Source organism: Enterobacter sp. CPE_E863 (assembly GCF_046521465.1).
In the GTDB taxonomy this organism is placed as follows: domain Bacteria; phylum Pseudomonadota; class Gammaproteobacteria; order Enterobacterales; family Enterobacteriaceae; genus Enterobacter; species Enterobacter adelaidei.
The window spans coordinates 92830-105023 of record NZ_JBKFZX010000002.1; the positions used below are offsets into that span (position 1 = coordinate 92830).

Sequence of the window (12194 nt, forward strand, 5' to 3'; positions counted from 1 at the left end):
ATGCAAACTGTCACATAATCGAACGTATATGTGACAGGTACAAGATGCTGATTGGCTACATGCGAGTATCGAAGGCGGATGGCTCCCAGGCGACGGACTTGCAGCGCGATGCGCTGGTCGCGGCCGGTGTTGATCCGGCGCATCTCTATGAAGACCAAGCGTCCGGAAAACGCGAGGATCGTCCCGGTCTGGCGAGCTGTCTGAAGGCACTACGGCCAGGCGACACGTTGGTCGTTTGGAAACTGGATCGGCTCGGGCGCGACCTGCGCCATCTGATCAATACCGTCCATGACCTGACCGGACGCGGCATCGGCCTCAAGGTGCTGACCGGGCACGGCGCGGCCATTGACACCACGACCGCCGCCGGCAAGCTGGTCTTCGGTATCTTCGCCGCGCTGGCCGAGTTCGAGCGCGAGTTGATCGCCGAGCGCACCGTGGCGGGCCTGGCCTCAGCACGGGCACGCGGCCGGAAAGGCGGCCGGCCGTTCAAGATGACCGCCGCCAAGCTGCGGCTGGCGATGGCGGCAATGGGGCAGTCAGAGACCAAGGTCGGCGACCTGTGCCAGGAACTTGGCATCACGCGGCAGACCCTGTATCGGCATATTTCACCCAAGGGCGAGCTACGTCCAGATGGCGAGAAGCTACTCAGCCGAATTTGATGCCGACATGAGGCGACGTAGCGAAAGCGTGGTTTGTCTCAATTTGACGGCGGCGAACCGCAAGCGTTCGGTTCGCCGCTCGTTTCGGTCGCAGTGCTGGCCCGCGCCTGGAAACGTTGATAACACTCCAGCCCGCAGAAGTGCTCGACGTACTCCGCGCCTTCCGGTGTGAAGGCGGCATCGAGCGGAATTTCCTTGCAGCACACGCAGCAACTGGTGGCGGTCGGATCATTTGCATTCATGGTGGCACCCCTCCATTGACTGACGAAGACGGCGAATGCCGCCGCCGGCATCGGCTTTGCGAACAGAAAGCCTTGCCCGCGCTCGAACGCTTGGGCCCTCCGCCGTAGTCCATCCATCCGGCCGGGAAGCGCTCATGATCTTTCCCTGAATGCCCGCAACGCCCGCGCCAGTGACAGAAGAAACAGGCCGGTCAAACCGAGCGCCGTGATGACCCAATACTCGACAAGGAATGCACCGGCGGTTGTGCCGGCCAGCACGGCAGCGAGGATGGACAGGTGGCAGGGGCAAGTCAGCACGGCCAGCGTGCCCCACAGGTAGCCGGTGAACGGTTTGTGCGTCTCGGCCGGCATGCGCTCGGGGCTGTTCATGGCAAACTCTCCGCATGCTGTGCCGGCGCGGTCGGCATGGCGGCCAACTGCACTTCCAGATTGGCCAACGCTTCGCGCCGGCGTTCGACGAACTGACGCAGCACAGCAAGCTGCGCGGCAGTTTCATCGCAGTTCGCCGCATCCAGCGCCCGGCACAGCCGCGCCAATGCGCCGAGGCCGATGCCCGCCTCGAAGGCGGCCCACACGAAGCACAGTCGCTGCAAGGCGGCGTCATCGAACAGGCCGTAGCCACCCGTGGTGCAGGCGACTGGCCGCAGCAATCCGCGCAGCAGGTAGTCGCGCACGATATGCACGCTCACCCCGGCATCAAGGGCCAGCCGGGACACCGTGTAGGCGTTCATCGAACACCTCCTTTTGGTCGGTTCACGGCAATGCATATACCGTTTCGCCGAGTTCAATCCGCGCGCTGCGAATCCGATGCCGGTGCCGTAGAACATTGGGTCGATATCCGATCACGGTGTCCTAGATGACATGGTCTGCAACAGATGTCGATTAAACTCCTGGCCCAAGCCGAAAGCCTCGTGGACACTGACGATCGCCAATCCTTCCAATCCTTGATGCTTGGAGGCCCAGTCTTCCGCCGTCGGGACAGATGCAAAGAAATGTACATGGCAACAGAAGGACTGACGAACGTCGGCTGCTTCCTGCGGCAATACCAAGGACACCGCCATGCCGGCAGGTTCGACAGCCTGTATCTCGCTGGGTGAAACCGTGAGTGAAACGGGTGCTCCGGTTGCAGCGCAATGCGATGAGACGCGAGCTGTACGGCCGATCAGCGCCGGAAATATCAAGGTGTCCAGCGCGCACCAGGCATACAGACGGCGGTCGTCAATTTCAAAGACATACGAAGTCTCGCGCAAGGTGAGGCCGTAGCCGATGATGTTCCCATCTTTGTCATATTCGGTACTGGTGGCCTGTTCGAGTACGGCGGCCACTCGCTCAGCGGGCCAGTCGAGAATCCCGGCAAGTGTCGTTCGTGAAACCGGACGCCCCTTGGCGAGTTCCCGCAGTAGCGGGACCAAGAGATCCGCAGTACCATTGGTACGATTGACCGAAGTGAGACGTTCTAAAATATATGGGGCGAGCTTCATGGTTCCATCTCCTTTCATCCTGCGCAGCAGGACAATTGTTTGACATCCTTGGTGAAGGTCTGCGCCGCGAGCTTCAGCCCCTCGACCATCGTCAGGTAGGGGAACAACTGGTCAGCCAGTTCCTGTACGGTCATGCGGTTACGGATCGCGAGCACCGCCGTCTGGATCAGCTCGCCCGCTTCCGGGGCCACTGCCTGTACCCCAATGAGTCGTCCGCTACCTTCCTCGGCTTGTCCTTTCGAATTTGAATTGGATAGCGTAACCTTACTTCCGTACTCATGTACGGAGTCAAGCGGTATGGAAAATAATTTGGAGAACCTGACCATTGGCGTTTTTGCCAAGGCAGCCGGCGTCAACGTGGAGACCATCCGGTTCTATCAGCGCAAGGGCTTGTTGCCCGAGCCGGACAAGCCCTATGGCAGCATTCGCCGCTATGGCGCGGCGGACGTGACACGGGTGCGATTCGTGAAATCGGCCCAGCGGTTGGGCTTCAGCCTGGATGAAATCGCCGAGTTGCTGCGGCTCGACGATGGCACCCACTGCGAGGAGGCCAGCAGCCTGGCCGAGCACAAGCTCCAAGACGTGCGCGAGAAGATGGCCGATTTGGCGCGCATGGAGGCTGTGCTGTCTGACCTGGTGTGCGCCTGCCATTCGCGGCAGGGGAATGTTTCGTGTCCGCTGATTGCGTCGTTGCAAGGTGGAACGAGCTTGGCAGGGGCTTCCACAGCTTAGCGTGCTTTATTTAATGAGATGGTCACTCCCTCCTTCCCAGTACTATGCTGAGGACAGGCTTTCATTCGGAGAACCATCATGGAAAACATTGCGCTTATTGGTATCGATCTGGGTAAGAACTCTTTCCATATTCATTGTCAGGATCATCGTGGGAAGGCCGTTTACCGTAAAAAATTCACCCGACCAAAGCTAATCGAATTTCTGGCGACATGCCCAGCAACAACCATCGCGATGGAAGCCTGTGGCGGTTCTCACTTTATGGCACGCAAGCTGGCAGAGTTAGGGCATTTTCCAAAGCTGATATCACCGCAATTTGTCCGCCCATTCGTTAAAAGCAACAAAAATGACTTCGTTGATGCTGAAGCTATCTGTGAAGCAGCATCACGTCCATCTATGCGTTTCGTGCAGCCCAGAACCGAATCTCAGCAGGCAATGCGAGCTCTGCATCGTGTCCGTGAATCCCTGGTTCAGGATAAGGTGAAAACAACTAATCAGATGCATGCTTTTCTGCTGGAATTTGGTATCAGCGTTCCGCGAGGTGCTGCCGTTATTAGTCGACTGAGTACCCTTCTTGAGGACAGTAGTTTGCCTCTTTATCTCAGCCAGTTACTGCTGAAATTACAACAGCATTATCACTATCTTGTTGAGCAGATTAAAGATCTGGAATCTCAGTTGAAACGAAAGTTGGACGAAGATGAGGTTGGACAGCGCTTGCTGAGTATTCCCTGCGTTGGAACGCTGACTGCCAGTACTATTTCAACTGAGATTGGCGACGGGAAGCAGTACGCCAGCAGCCGTGACTTTGCGGCGGCAACAGGGCTGGTACCCCGACAGTACAGCACGGGAGGTCGGACGACATTGTTAGGGATTAGCAAGCGGGGCAACAAAAAGATCCGAACTTTGTTGGTTCAGTGTGCCAGGGTATTCATACAAAAACTGGAACACCAGTCTGGCAAGTTGGCCGACTGGGTCAGGGAGTTGTTGTGTCGGAAAAGCAACTTTGTCGTCACCTGTGCTCTGGCAAACAAGCTGGCCAGAATAGCCTGGGCACTGACGGCGCGACAGCAAACTTACGAAGCATAAAGGCAGAAATACACCAGTTTAAACAATCATTCATCTGGTTTTGCGAATACTGATATTGATGATACAAACGGCCCACCGGCCTGTTGAGGAACCTGTAAAACGGAAAGGCTCGCTGAAGCCGTATATTTTCTGGAGGTTCATCAGGCGCGGAACTCATCGAGGCGCGGGAATAAAATCCCATTCAGACGCCGGATAGATTCAAGCAAGCCAACTTATCGTCAAAATCGGTGTTGCAAAAACGGGAGTGACCATAGATTCCGTTTTCTGAGACGACCACAGATCAGAAAAGACTGTGCAGCCGACTCTTGATATTCCGTGCAGTCACCTTCTGAAAATGACAGGCGCGGCACGGGAATCAAGGCATTGCGATTCTCGAAAATAGTTCTTGAAATTCTATTCTTGATTGCATATCATCTCAACGAGTTTCGATAAGAAAGGATGCGCATGCGACCGTCTGTTGTGCTTGACATGAAGCGAAGCGCAGTGCGTGAAGCGGTAGGCCGCTTTCGCGCCGCGAACCCGCGCGTCTTCGGCTCGGTGCTGCATGGCACCGACCGGGATGGCAGCGACCTCGACCTGTTGGTCGATGCGCTGCCCGGTGCCACGTTGTTGGACTTGGGCGATTTGGAAGAAGAACTGAAATCGCTGCTCGGCGTTGACGTCGATCTGCTGACTCCCGGCGACCTGCCGCCGAAGTTCCGGGCCAAGGTGCTCGCGGAGGCGCAACCGATATGAGCGAGAACCGCCTGCCCGATTACCTCGACCACATTCAGCAGGCCGCAACCGATGCGCGCAGCTTCGTGGAAGGGATGGCCAAGGACGACTTCTTGGCCGACAAGCGCACCCAGCAGGCCGTCATCATGAGCCTGATCGTCATCGGCGAGGCGGCCACAAAGGTGATGGATGGCTACGTCGAGTTCACCCAGGCGCATGCCGACGTGCCGTGGCGCAGCATGCGCAATATGCGTAATCGCATGGCTCACGGCTATTTCGACATCAACCTCGATGTGGTGTGGGAGACGGTACAGGAATGGCTGCCGGCGTTGCTCCAGCAATTGCCCGCCGTGCGTCAGGATGCCGACGATGAAGACCGTAACGACAACTGTGAAAGAGGGATCTCCGATGACTGTTGAATCGAGAATATTTTCTGTAGCCGAGTATGTTCAGCCGTCCGAAGGCGAGCCTATTCGTTCCGTTGTGCTTGAAACCCGAGACTCAATTATCGTGGTTTGGCATGTCCATCCCGGGCAGGAAATTGCGGCTCACATTCATCCTCACGGCCAAGACACGTGGACTGTTTTGTCGGGAATGGCTGATTACTTTCAGGGCAATGGGATTGTTCGTGCCCTCAGGGAAGGTGAGATAGCCGTGGCAAGACCGGGCCAAGTGCACGGGGCGCGAAATACAGGTACCGAGCCATTTGTGTTAGTCTCGGTTGTGGCATCAGCCAATGCCGGTTTCGTATTGGCTGAGCGATAGAGCCCAATCTCTGGAGTTGGTCCAATGAGCGGTCGGGGAGATAGGTAACAGACATGCAGCGGACACGGCTGCTAAACCAGGTCGCAAACCTCCTTGCGTCGCAGCGTGCCGCAAGCGACGCGATCAATCGAATGGGGTCGGCATGAGACTGAACACCATCCAGTTCCCGACCGCGTAGCCGCCTGTCCTGCCGATCAGGTCTTGACCATCGACGCCTGGGATCAGTCCTGAATGTTCTTGGAGACCACTACGTTATGAGCCGCAGCCGCCGCAAAACACCCATCGTCGGGCACACGACCTGCGGCAGCGAGCGCGAGGACAAGAAGCTCTGGCATCAGCGCTGGCGCACCCGTGAGCGCACGGCGCTGACCAGCGCGTCGCCCGAAGCCCTGAGCGCCCATCTGCCCCTGCTGGAAAACCAGGCCAGCAGCGTCTGGTCGATGGGCAAGGATGGCCGCTCCTACTGGCCCGTCAAGCGCCAGGCCGCCACGGCGGATCGCATCGCCAATCACAAGGGACGCAACCCGCAAGAACGCGCCTCCCTGAAAAAGCGCCTGCTGCGCAAGTGGATGAGCAAATGAAGCTCTCCTTCCATCAGCACATTGCGCTGTTCTGGATGATCGGTGCTCCGGGCGTCTTCGCGCCCGTGATCGAGAACGCCAAGCGGCCCGATGCCGGCGCCGTCATGGCGTGGGGTGTCGCGATCGTGGCGGTGATGATCCTCTTCACCCCTTTGCTGCTGCGCTGTCCACCATTCCGGCGCTGGTATGGCCGGACGGATGCGCTGTCGGAGCGGCAGCGCCAGGCGCTTGCCGAGCGCGGCCTGCGCCGCTACTACCAGACCGCTTTCGATGACGGCTACGTGCCCCGCGTGATGCCCTACGTGTGGCGCATCATCTGGACGGTCGGCGGGTTGATGGCTGTGACCGCCGTACTGCCTACCAACACCGGACGGCCAGCCTTCGATGCCTTGGTGGTCTTCTCGACCTGGTATCCGATAGGCGTGATGCTGCTGGTTTTCGCGTCGAGGCCCCTTGGCCGGTTGATTCGCCAAAGAGCACAGGAGCGGCGGAAATGAGCACGTCAACCATCGAGGCGCTGGCCAGCGCCTGGGCAAGGATTGCCGAGGAAGCGGAATTCCCCGCTGACTACGAGGGGACTGCCACACCACAAGCGCATCGGGCTAGCGAAGCTATTCAGGAGCAGATTCGGGAGCGCATCGTCGCCACCAACGACATGCGGCTGTTCAGCCTGCTGCACCTGCTGAGTCAGGCGTCGCTGCGCATGGAGCAAGCGCTGTGGCCGGAGGATTACGAGCGGATGACGCGCGAGGTTGAGGAAGCCCTGCGGCAAGCCACCGACGCCAACGCCAGATCGTACACCCACGAAGAAGTGATGCAGGCGATGCAGGAACGCATCGACCGGGCGCGAGACAAGCCATGTTGATTGGCTATGCGCGCGTCTCGACGCAGGATCAGAACCTGGAGCTGCAACGCGAAGCCTTGAGCAAGGCCGGATGTAAAAAGGTCTTCGAGGACAAGGTGAGTGGCACGCGGGCAGACCGGCCTGGCTTGGCCAAGACGCTCGAAATGCTGCGCGAAGGCGATACTTTGGTCGTCTGGAAGCTCGACCGGCTGGGCCGGTCGGTCAAGCAACTGGTCGATCTGGTCGGCGATCTGCACAAGCACGGTGTCCAGTTCAGGAGCCTCACCGACTCCATCGACACCGGCACACCATCCGGGCGGTTCTTCTTCCACGTCATGGCGAGCCTTGCCGAAATGGAGCGCGAGCTGACCGTCGAGCGCACCCGCGCCGGGCTGGAAGTCGCCAAGCAGCTCGGCCGCAAAGGCGGCCGCAAGCCGAAGATGACCGACAGCAAGATCGAGTCGGCCAAGAAGCTGCTGGCCAGCGGGGTGCCGCCCAAGGACGTGGCCAAGAACCTCGGCGTGTCCATTCCGACGCTGTACCGCTGGGTGCCAGCCTCCACGCACGCTTAGCGTGCTTTATTTAATGAGATGGTCACTCCCTCCTTCCCGGTACTATGCTGAGGACAGGCTTTCATTCGGAGAACTATCATGGAAAACATTGCGCTCATTGGTATCGATCTGGGTAAAAACTCTTTCCATATTCATTGCCAGGATCGTCGCGGGAAGGCTGTTTACCGTAAAAAATTTACCCGGCCAAAGTTGATCGAATTTTTGGCGACATGCCCCGCTACAACCATCGCAATGGAAGCCTGTGGCGGTTCTCACTTTATGGCACGCAAGTTGGAAGAGTTGGGGCATTCCCCAAAGCTGATATCACCACAATTTGTCCGCCCGTTCGTTAAAAGCAATAAAAACGACTTTGTCGACGCCGAAGCTATTTGTGAAGCTGCATCGCGTCCGTCTATGCGTTTTGTGCAGCCCAGAACGGAATCTCAGCAGGCAATGCGGGCTCTGCATCGTGTCCGTGAATCCCTGGTTCAGGATAAGGTAAAAACAACCAATCAAATGCATGCTTTTCTGCTGGAATTTGGCATTAGCGTTCCCCGAGGAGCTGCCGTTATTAGCCGACTGAGTACCATTCTTGAGGATAATAGTTTGCCTCTTTACCTCAGCCAGTTATTGCTGAAATTACAACAGCATTATCACTATCTTGTTGAGCAGATTAAAGATTTGGAATCCCAGTTGAAACGAAAGTTGGACGAAGATGAGGTTGGACAGCGCTTGCTGAGCATTCCCTGCGTCGGAACACTGACAGCGAGTACTATTTCAACTGAGATTGGCGACGGGAAGCAGTACGCCAGCAGCCGTGACTTTGCGGCGGCAACAGGGCTTGTACCTCGGCAGTACAGCACGGGAGGTAGGACGACATTGCTGGGAATTAGTAAGCGAGGTAATAAAAAGATCCGAACTTTGTTGGTTCAATGTGCCAGGGTATTCATACAAAAACTGGAACACCAGTCTGGCAAATTGGCCGATTGGGTCAGGGATTTACTGTGCCGGAAAAGCAACTTTGTCGTCACTTGTGCTCTGGCAAACAAGCTGGCCAGAATAGCCTGGGCCCTAACGGCACGACAGCAAACTTATGTAGCATAACGGCAGAAATACACCGGTTTAAAGAATTACTGATCTGGTTTTGCGAATACTGATATTGATGATACTAACGGCCCACCGGCCTGTTGAGGAACCTGTAAAACGGAAAGGCTCATTGAAGCCGTATATTTTCTGGAGGTTCATCAGGCGCGGAACTCATCAAGGCGCGGGAATAAAATCCCATTCAGACGCCGGATAGATTCAAGCAAGCCAACTTGTCGTCAAAATCGGTGTTGCAAAAACGGGAGTGACCATAGATTCCGTTTTCTGAGACGACCCCGATCAGTATTACGTTATCCCACTCCAGCCCCTTGGAACCATGCAGTGTGGAAAGGATGAAGGGATCGCAGTCAGTAGCAGCCTCGCCTGGATTCAAGATAAGGTTTAAAAACGTGCGGGAATCGATCTTACTGGAGTCAAGTAGCTCCCCGATCCTCACGACCCCTCGTTGCTGGTCGTTCGATCCAGTGCGAGTTACACCCTCAGAGCCAACACTATCAATGAAACCCTCCATACTCAGGCGTCGTAACACATCGATAGCAGGCGTTTCCTCTCCGTCTTTCTGGCAGATAGTGGCGAGCCTGCCCAGCCGATCTTTTTGGTATTGTGCGCCCTCGAATAACTGACCTAGAGCAGACCATAGGTCGGCGTGCGGAGCCATCAATCCACTGAGCGCCGCTTTGAATTGCCCTTTCTGCCATCTAAAACCAGCCTCCTTCAGAAAGCCGTAAACAATCGCTTGTTTGTTGGGATGGTTTTCCAGTAGCCGCAGATCGCCGTACACAGACAGCAAGACGCCAACTACCAGTATCCCGATTTCGGTGCGGGTGTGTAATGCGCTTGAACCATTGAGGTAGCGATAAGGTAGCCCACACAGGCGTAAAGCAATTTCCGCCTCAGCAAGGTTCGCCTTAGTGCGGGACAATATGGCTTGTGTTCCACTGCTCACCGAGAGGTTTGATAGCACCTTGGATAGGCAGTTATCAAAGTGCAATCTGACCTCTGTTTTGGGGGTGCTAGGATGACTGACACAAAGCTTGGTCAGCTTTGTAGAGTTGCGCCGAATTACCGAGTTAGCCATCAAGGAAAGCTCATGGCCAAATCTGAACGTGCATGACAGTTGAAACACCTTCGTATTCGGGTAGTGCCTTTCAAACAGTCCGCCGATAAAGTCTGGTCGAGCACCACGCCACTCATAAATACACTGGTTAACATCACCAACAGCCATAACCGACGTATCCGACTTAGATAGCAAGCGGGTCATGTCATGCTGTATCAGGTTAACGTCCTGATATTCATCAACAATGATGTGCTTGAAGTGGGCACCAAGGCTGCTGTCATTACGCAACAGTGCGACAGCCTCAATCAAACAGTCATCAAAGGTTCGCAGACTGTTTTCCTCCAGCAGCTCACAATAGCGGCCATAGGCGTGAATAAACTCCCGTTTGATGTTGCTGAACGTTGGATCATTGGCAGCATCAACAGGAGTTACGGCCGCCGCCCGGCAGCGAGCAATAAACAGCTCGAAGTTTTCAATTTCATTGGGGTCAATATAATTCGCCTCATGGTCAAAGCCATAGCGGTAGGCTTGCTTTACCAGTTGCTCATAGCGGTAGTCGCTTGGAGTAATGAGGTCTTTCTTCTTGATTATCTGTTGGCGTTCTCCGTAACCAACAATCTTTAAGGCCAAGCTGTGGAACGTGCGGATTTCTGGAATCACGCTCGACATCAGTGCCGTCTTCAAGTTCTCCGTGAAGCTCACCTGCGCCGACTTGTTGTACATCAGGATCAGAATGGAGCGAGGATCAGTTCCCGTCTTGACCAGCCGCTCAACGCGCTTTACAAGTGTGGTTGTTTTCCCGCTACCAGGTACGGCTTTTACCAACGCATGTCCGGTGTCATGGCTGACAATACTTTTCTGCTCCCAAGTCAGTCTTTTGGTCATGCCTTAACCTTGTAATTGGCGCACTGACGGGCCTCGGTGTAGGGAACGATCTTTGCCTTACTGTGACATTGCAGATAGCCATCCTCCCATCGGCCTGCTTGCTCGCACATAATGCAGTTGGGAAATAGTGAATGAGGATCGGCGTGACGGATAAAAGCTCGTAAGTTATCAGCCAGCTCAGCGGCCCCTAACGATCTAGGCCATGTGTTCACGTCAGAATTGATTGTTAAATCCACTTCAGCGAGCGGCATCGTTTGTTCGTTGAGTCGGCCGGAACCACTTAAACTCCAGACAGACATATCCACGTTACCTACTGAGCAGACGCCGCTACAGGTGTCCACAGATTGAAACGGGGGAAGCCAGTTGAATACTCTCAGGATCTTCTCCTTGATCGAGTAGGCCCCGGTAAGCAACATCTGAATATCAGAGGCAGATTGGACCTTAAACTCAAGAATCGGGATACCGGCTTCGATCTTGTCTTGAGAGCAGGGGTGTGTGACACAAATCTCTACGTAGCAACGCCTTTCGCCAGTCGTATCATACAACATCACGTCTGGTCGCAGCCCTGTGACCTTATCGTGTTTTTCCAGCTCTGCCTGATCGAAAAATTGAGTCAAGTTGTAGCGTGCAGGCACGGATTTTACGCACTGACGTGCTTCGTCTCTAACCAAGGCTAAACGAGAACCATTACAGGCAACCCGGCGCTCCAGCTCAAGGCTAATAGGCATTTCACGGCTGAGAGCTTGTTGGTAGCGATAGAAGAATGCTTCTTTGCCGCACTTGTGAAGATAGGTTTCAAGGGCACAGCATTCTTCCGAATGGCGAAAGTGCTTAGCGTTGAACTCGCCCATTACCGGGGTCAGGGGGCTCTTACAACCTGGGCAGGTGTAAGTATGTGAGCGCAGGGCAGCGCCAATGTGCGTGAGGGTGCCCTCGCCGTCTAGCGCGTAAGCGTATTGTATTGAGCTGGATTGAGTTGTCATGACTGCGTATCCTCCCAAAAAAATCCAGCTAAGAACAGACCTTACGGCAGGCAAATGGTAAGTAGTGCTTCTTGAAGCAGTCGAGTGTACAGCGGCTCAGTGAAAAAGCTAATCGCCCGCTCAACAACCTAGTGATACTGGTGCAGATTCGACAATGAGTTAATGCCCGGAGAGCATCTGCAAGACTTCTAGCTGGAAGGCATTCCAACCAGCCCTCGCTTCTGAAAAGCCGTCAGGAAACGGTAAAATCCAACCAAGTGAGCAACTTCACTTGATCAAAGATCTAAGGCTAGAATGATGGAATTCCAACCTTAGTTTGCAAATAGCCTAAACATATAACTTCCTCTGAGGATTTAAAAGAATTCTCAGATGTCTTGAAAGCTACTTTTTAAACTTTCTCATTCTGAGAAGCATATTTAATTTTGCTGCGTCTGCTCGTGCTGCTGCTACAGAAAGGGCTTTATGCAGTGAAACTACCACGACAAACAAACAGAACATCGACCAGAATCCATC

17 protein-coding genes and 1 pseudogene are annotated in these 12194 nt (G+C 55.2%); 11 read left to right on the forward strand and 7 right to left on the reverse strand.

The window, feature by feature from the left end:
* The first annotated feature begins 44 nt into the window (after positions 1 to 44).
* A complete protein-coding gene (locus tag ACLHV8_RS22680; protein ID WP_010981357.1) occupies positions 45 to 659 on the forward strand; it encodes a recombinase family protein in 615 nt (204 codons plus the stop codon).
* Between the two features lie 38 nt (positions 660 to 697).
* Here ACLHV8_RS22680 and ACLHV8_RS22685 read toward each other — a convergent pair whose 3' ends face one another.
* The 5 genes and pseudogenes from ACLHV8_RS22685 to ACLHV8_RS22705 all read right to left on the reverse strand — a co-directional run.
* Positions 698 to 1018, reverse strand: a complete 321-nt coding sequence (locus tag ACLHV8_RS22685; RefSeq protein ID WP_010981356.1) for a DUF3330 domain-containing protein — start codon at positions 1016 to 1018, stop codon at positions 698 to 700.
* A 15-nt stretch (positions 1019 to 1033) separates the two neighbouring features.
* On the reverse strand, positions 1034 to 1270 hold the full coding sequence (gene merE, locus ACLHV8_RS22690; RefSeq protein ID WP_005413392.1) for a broad-spectrum mercury transporter MerE: 237 nt from the start codon (positions 1268 to 1270) through the stop codon (positions 1034 to 1036).
* Positions 1267 to 1632, reverse strand: coding sequence for a mercury resistance co-regulator MerD (gene merD / locus ACLHV8_RS22695; RefSeq protein WP_031942307.1), 366 nt, complete (start codon positions 1630 to 1632; stop codon positions 1267 to 1269). The genes merE and merD overlap by 4 nt, the downstream gene beginning before the upstream one ends.
* 111 nt (positions 1633 to 1743) lie before the next feature.
* Positions 1744 to 2382, reverse strand: a complete 639-nt coding sequence (gene merB, locus ACLHV8_RS22700) for an organomercurial lyase MerB (protein ID WP_000761850.1) — start codon at positions 2380 to 2382, stop codon at positions 1744 to 1746.
* 14 nt (positions 2383 to 2396) lie between these two features.
* A pseudogene (locus ACLHV8_RS22705) lies at positions 2397 to 2609 on the reverse strand (mercuric reductase); the annotation flags it as partial.
* Between the two features lie 70 nt (positions 2610 to 2679).
* Here ACLHV8_RS22705 and ACLHV8_RS22710 point away from each other — a divergent pair.
* The 10 genes from ACLHV8_RS22710 to ACLHV8_RS22755 all read left to right on the forward strand — a co-directional run bounded on the left by ACLHV8_RS22710 (position 2680) and on the right by ACLHV8_RS22755 (position 8756).
* Complete coding sequence (locus tag ACLHV8_RS22710; RefSeq protein ID WP_010981353.1) at positions 2680 to 3114, forward strand: mercury resistance transcriptional regulator MerR; 435 nt, start codon at positions 2680 to 2682, stop codon at positions 3112 to 3114.
* Between the two features lie 78 nt (positions 3115 to 3192).
* On the forward strand, positions 3193 to 4197 hold the full coding sequence (locus ACLHV8_RS22715; protein ID WP_000427614.1) for an IS110-like element IS5075 family transposase: 1005 nt from the start codon (positions 3193 to 3195) through the stop codon (positions 4195 to 4197).
* Positions 4198 to 4641: 444 nt separating this feature from the next.
* Entirely contained in the window at positions 4642 to 4932 is a 291-nt protein-coding gene (locus ACLHV8_RS22720; RefSeq protein WP_001247892.1) for a nucleotidyltransferase family protein, read from the forward strand.
* Positions 4929 to 5330 (forward strand): DUF86 domain-containing protein, encoded by a 402-nt coding sequence (locus tag ACLHV8_RS22725; RefSeq protein WP_001293886.1) that lies wholly within the window; start codon positions 4929 to 4931, stop codon positions 5328 to 5330. Before ACLHV8_RS22720 ends, ACLHV8_RS22725 begins: the two co-directional genes overlap by 4 nt.
* Entirely contained in the window at positions 5320 to 5676 is a 357-nt protein-coding gene (locus tag ACLHV8_RS22730; RefSeq protein ID WP_000215515.1) for a cupin domain-containing protein, read from the forward strand. Before ACLHV8_RS22725 ends, ACLHV8_RS22730 begins: the two co-directional genes overlap by 11 nt.
* A gap of 254 nt (positions 5677 to 5930) precedes the next feature.
* Positions 5931 to 6257 carry a hypothetical protein gene (locus ACLHV8_RS22735; protein WP_003100858.1) on the forward strand — a complete coding sequence of 109 codons (327 nt, stop codon included), beginning with the start codon at positions 5931 to 5933 and terminating at the stop codon, positions 6255 to 6257.
* Positions 6254 to 6754, forward strand: coding sequence for a hypothetical protein (locus ACLHV8_RS22740; protein ID WP_003100856.1), 501 nt, complete (start codon positions 6254 to 6256; stop codon positions 6752 to 6754). Before ACLHV8_RS22735 ends, ACLHV8_RS22740 begins: the two co-directional genes overlap by 4 nt.
* Entirely contained in the window at positions 6751 to 7122 is a 372-nt protein-coding gene (locus ACLHV8_RS22745) for a hypothetical protein (RefSeq protein ID WP_021243030.1), read from the forward strand. The genes ACLHV8_RS22740 and ACLHV8_RS22745 overlap by 4 nt, the downstream gene beginning before the upstream one ends.
* Complete coding sequence (locus ACLHV8_RS22750) at positions 7116 to 7673, forward strand: recombinase family protein (RefSeq protein WP_003100847.1); 558 nt, start codon at positions 7116 to 7118, stop codon at positions 7671 to 7673. The genes ACLHV8_RS22745 and ACLHV8_RS22750 overlap by 7 nt, the downstream gene beginning before the upstream one ends.
* A 78-nt stretch (positions 7674 to 7751) precedes the next feature.
* Positions 7752 to 8756 carry an IS110-like element IS4321 family transposase gene (locus tag ACLHV8_RS22755; RefSeq protein WP_000427623.1) on the forward strand — a complete coding sequence of 335 codons (1005 nt, stop codon included), beginning with the start codon at positions 7752 to 7754 and terminating at the stop codon, positions 8754 to 8756.
* Positions 8757 to 8937: 181 nt separating this feature from the next.
* Here ACLHV8_RS22755 and ACLHV8_RS22760 read toward each other — a convergent pair whose 3' ends face one another.
* Both ACLHV8_RS22760 and ACLHV8_RS22765 read right to left on the reverse strand, forming a co-directional pair.
* The gene (locus ACLHV8_RS22760) at positions 8938 to 10698 is read right to left on the reverse strand and encodes an ATP-dependent helicase (protein WP_031942310.1); all 1761 of its coding nucleotides are present in this window, start codon (positions 10696 to 10698) and stop codon (positions 8938 to 8940) included.
* Positions 10695 to 11681: a hypothetical protein gene (locus ACLHV8_RS22765; protein WP_000211823.1), complete on the reverse strand. Its 987-nt coding sequence runs from the start codon at positions 11679 to 11681 to the stop codon at positions 10695 to 10697. Before ACLHV8_RS22765 ends, ACLHV8_RS22760 begins: the two co-directional genes overlap by 4 nt.
* Positions 11682 to 12194 lie beyond the last annotated feature (513 nt).

What these genes read in the sequence shown, in the direction of transcription:
- ACLHV8_RS22735 (WP_003100858.1), top strand. Translation starts at nt 5,931, where the DNA reads ATGAGCCGCAGCCGCCGCAAAACACCCATCGTCGGGCACACGACCTGC.
- ACLHV8_RS22765 (WP_000211823.1), bottom strand. Translation starts at nt 11,681, where the DNA reads ATGACAACTCAATCCAGCTCAATACAATACGCTTACGCGCTAGACGGC.
- ACLHV8_RS22720 (WP_001247892.1), top strand. Translation starts at nt 4,642, where the DNA reads ATGCGACCGTCTGTTGTGCTTGACATGAAGCGAAGCGCAGTGCGTGAA.
- ACLHV8_RS22760 (WP_031942310.1), bottom strand. Translation starts at nt 10,698, where the DNA reads ATGACCAAAAGACTGACTTGGGAGCAGAAAAGTATTGTCAGCCATGAC.
- ACLHV8_RS22710 (WP_010981353.1), top strand. Translation starts at nt 2,680, where the DNA reads ATGGAAAATAATTTGGAGAACCTGACCATTGGCGTTTTTGCCAAGGCA.
- merD (WP_031942307.1), bottom strand. Translation starts at nt 1,632, where the DNA reads ATGAACGCCTACACGGTGTCCCGGCTGGCCCTTGATGCCGGGGTGAGC.
- ACLHV8_RS22740 (WP_003100856.1), top strand. Translation starts at nt 6,254, where the DNA reads ATGAAGCTCTCCTTCCATCAGCACATTGCGCTGTTCTGGATGATCGGT.
- ACLHV8_RS22685 (WP_010981356.1), bottom strand. Translation starts at nt 1,018, where the DNA reads ATGGATGGACTACGGCGGAGGGCCCAAGCGTTCGAGCGCGGGCAAGGC.
- ACLHV8_RS22725 (WP_001293886.1), top strand. Translation starts at nt 4,929, where the DNA reads ATGAGCGAGAACCGCCTGCCCGATTACCTCGACCACATTCAGCAGGCC.
- ACLHV8_RS22715 (WP_000427614.1), top strand. Translation starts at nt 3,193, where the DNA reads ATGGAAAACATTGCGCTTATTGGTATCGATCTGGGTAAGAACTCTTTC.
- ACLHV8_RS22745 (WP_021243030.1), top strand. Translation starts at nt 6,751, where the DNA reads ATGAGCACGTCAACCATCGAGGCGCTGGCCAGCGCCTGGGCAAGGATT.
- ACLHV8_RS22680 (WP_010981357.1), top strand. Translation starts at nt 45, where the DNA reads ATGCTGATTGGCTACATGCGAGTATCGAAGGCGGATGGCTCCCAGGCG.
- merB (WP_000761850.1), bottom strand. Translation starts at nt 2,382, where the DNA reads ATGAAGCTCGCCCCATATATTTTAGAACGTCTCACTTCGGTCAATCGT.
- ACLHV8_RS22755 (WP_000427623.1), top strand. Translation starts at nt 7,752, where the DNA reads ATGGAAAACATTGCGCTCATTGGTATCGATCTGGGTAAAAACTCTTTC.
- ACLHV8_RS22750 (WP_003100847.1), top strand. Translation starts at nt 7,116, where the DNA reads ATGTTGATTGGCTATGCGCGCGTCTCGACGCAGGATCAGAACCTGGAG.
- ACLHV8_RS22730 (WP_000215515.1), top strand. Translation starts at nt 5,320, where the DNA reads ATGACTGTTGAATCGAGAATATTTTCTGTAGCCGAGTATGTTCAGCCG.
- merE (WP_005413392.1), bottom strand. Translation starts at nt 1,270, where the DNA reads ATGAACAGCCCCGAGCGCATGCCGGCCGAGACGCACAAACCGTTCACC.